We start from the raw sequence: 2,959 nt of genomic DNA, 5'->3' as shown, positions 1-2,959 counted from the left end.
GGCAGCGGACGACCCGGCAGCGGACCCGGCCCCGTCTCCAACTCGGCCCGACCCCAAGGGGCTTGGCCGGCTGCGGGCGAAGTGGCGCAACCGTCGCAAGTGGTCCCGGCGTCGGCGGATCGCGGTCGGGGTGCTGATCCTGTTCTCGCTGCCCTTCGTCGCGGTCGCCGCCGCGGCCCTCGCGCTGCGCCTGGAGTACGCGGGCGACCCGTCCGCGCGGGCCCGCACCCGGGGGCAGGACGCGATCTGGCTGGGCCACGCCTGGGTGGACGGTCGCAAGGGACCGGCCGACCTGACCGCCCTCGCCACGCGCATACGCGGCACCGGGATACGCGACCTGTACGTGCACGCGGGCCCGCTGGAGCACGACGGTTCGCTGCCCGCGACCGCGTATCCGCGAGCACGCGAACTCGTGGAGGCGGTACATCGGGAACTGCCCGGCGTCCGCGTCCAGGCGTGGCTCGGCGACCTCGTCGCGCACGACAGCCCCGGCCTGCACCTGGCCCGCGCCGACGTCCGCGAGCGGATCACCGCCTCGGCCGGGCAGGTGCTGGACGCGGGCTTCGAAGGAGTGCACTTCGATCTGGAGCCCGTGTGGTCCGGCGACGAGGGATACCTCAGGCTCCTGGAGCGGACACACGAGGCGACCGCCGCCCGCGGTGTCCCGCTGTCCGTCGCCGCGGCGCAGATCGATCCGCTCCCCGAGTTGCACGCCGTGTCGCAGTTCGTCGCCGATCATCCGAAGTGGTGGTCGCAGCGCTACTTCGGCCAAGTCGCCCGCCGGGTCGACCAGATCGCGGTGATGTCGTACGACACCGCAATGCCGATGAAGTCCCTCTACGGTGGCTACGTCGCCCAACAGACCACGCTTGCCCTGGAAGTCACCCCTGCGCGCGTGCGGTTGCTCATGGGCCTGCCCGCCTACTACGCGAACTCCCGAGGCCACCGCGGCTCCGCCGAAACGGTCGGGGCGGCGGTGCGCGGTGTGCGGCTGTCGCTGACGCGCAACGCGCTCGGCCGACAGTCCTTCGGTGTCGCGCTGTACGTCGACTTCGCGGCCACCGAGAAGGACTGGGCGTCGTACCGGCGCGATTGGTGCGGCCTGCCCGGGTAGCGGCAGCACTCCATCCCCGCCCCGTCCGTTTCGTTCAGCCCTCCTCGACGCGCAACTCGCGCCCCGCGTAGCCGATCAGCACCGCCACGCTCGCGTCCGGCCCGTTGTCCGGCGCCCACTGGTCGTCGTGGCCGGTGAGCGCGCCGAACAGCCGTTGCCACGCGCGGTCACCGGTGCCCAGAGCGTCCACCGTCAGGCGGGTGATCTCGGCGAACGCGTCCCGCACGGCGGTCCGTACCGGTACCGGCAGATCGACGCGGACCAGGCCCTCGGCGACGTAGCGCAGCGCTCGGTCCGGGGTACCGATCTCGTGGACGAGGTCGTGGCCGGTGATCAGGCCGTCCTCGATCGCCCGGTCCATCAATGCGGTCCACCCTCCCGATCCGCCGACCGGGGTCGCCCACGCGAGGATCGACCGGGCCAGGGCCGGGCTGCGCAGGGCGGCCTCGGCGGCCTTGGTCGAGTGTGGGCTCGGAGGGACGGCGAGGGTGGCCGCGTCCGGCGCGTCCGGCTGAAACGCGACCGCCTGCCACACGTCGGGGCGAAACGGCTCGCGCGCGTGTTCCTCGATCAGCGTCGGCCAGTCGCGCGGATAGGGAAGCACCAGGACCCGTTCGGCCGCGAAAGAACCGTCGCAGCCCCGTAGTTTCGCGACCAGTCGCGCCGTGGTGCGTTCGCGATCGAGCCGATCGGTGAGCAGCCGCGCGCCCGCCTCGACACCGCCCGCCTCCAGCGCCTTCACCGCGACCTTCGCCGCCCCCCGGCCGAGCAGCCCGTCGTCGATCAGCGCACGCAACCGGTCGACCCCGCCATAACGCAACGCGTTGCGCGCGGCGGTGAGGTGGTCGAGCAATGTCAGCTTTCCGCGCAACGTACGCAGCGCTGTTTCGACCACGTCGGCGTCGGCCGCCTCGACCGTGACGAGCAGGGCGCCGGCACGGTACTTGGAGAACACGCCCGGCGCCAGGAGCCGGGCCCGCAGAGCCGGCGACAACGGGGTCGGCGCGCCCGGGCCCGCGCCGATCGGCAAGTCCTCCGCGCCGGACAGGATCCGCCGGCGCTCCGCGACGTCGCCCACTCGCGTCACGTCGCCGTACAGCCGGTCGTCGACGTCGGGATCGCGCAGAGCCAGCAGCCGAGTTCGGAGGTACGCCCGACGGGCGGGCCCGATCGACCTGTGGGCGAGATCGATCGCGGCGGTGGGGTCGGCGCAGCCCAGCACGTATTCGATGAGCGCGTCGGTCGCGTGCCGACTGTCGACGGCGTGCCGTACCAGCGTCAGCGGCGCGTTCGCTTCGAGCAGCGGCAGGACGGTGCGCAGGACGTCGACGTCCGCGTGGGCGAGCAGGCTCGCGCCGGCCTTGGACAGGGGCAGATGGTCCCCGACCGGCGGAACCTGCGCGCCGGCGCGATCGAGGAACTCGGCCAGTGGCAGCGCGGAATCGGCGGTGTCCATCGCCGCCATCGCGGTGAGCCAACGTTTCGGGTCGGCGCCCAAGCGGAGCGTGAGCAGCGCCTTGACGGCCCGCGCCACCGGCCGACCGGCCGTACTGGGCAGGCTGCCCGGGCTCGGCTCGGCAAGTTCGCGGGCGGGGAGCGTGGCCACCAGTTCGGCCGGCCCGAGCAGACCGGCTCGGTAGCGCATCGCGTTCGTGGCACGGGCGCGCACGTCGGTGCCCCCGTTTCGGCGCAGCGCCGTACGAGGTCCCTGCGCCGGACTCGCCGCGCACGCGTCGAGAAGCCACTGCGGATGCCGCAGCCCGGGCGCGTCCGCCGCGTTCGTCGCGGCGAACCCGGCAAGTACCCGCGGATCCGTCGGCAGCGGCGCGTCGGGGACGACGGAGC

General features: G+C 73.4%; 2 protein-coding genes. One reads left to right on the top strand and one right to left on the bottom strand.

The window, feature by feature from the left end; translation table 11 throughout:
• The first annotated feature begins 70 nt into the window (after positions 1–70).
• Positions 71–1,114 (top strand): hypothetical protein, encoded by a 1,044-nt coding sequence (locus tag GT354_RS15220; RefSeq protein ID WP_161356851.1) that lies wholly within the window; start codon positions 71–73, stop codon positions 1,112–1,114.
• Between the two features lie 34 nt (positions 1,115–1,148).
• On the opposite strand, the gene GT354_RS15215 is transcribed toward GT354_RS15220, so the two are convergent.
• On the bottom strand, positions 1,149–2,959 hold a 1,811-nt coding region (locus GT354_RS15215), incomplete at its 5' end, for a hypothetical protein (protein WP_161356850.1).

This window comes from Streptomyces sp. SID3343 (assembly GCF_009865215.1).
Classification (GTDB): domain Bacteria; phylum Actinomycetota; class Actinomycetes; order Streptomycetales; family Streptomycetaceae; genus Embleya.
The sequence above is the reverse complement of the archived record's forward strand: the minus strand, read 5'-3'. Positions and strand labels throughout refer to the sequence as shown.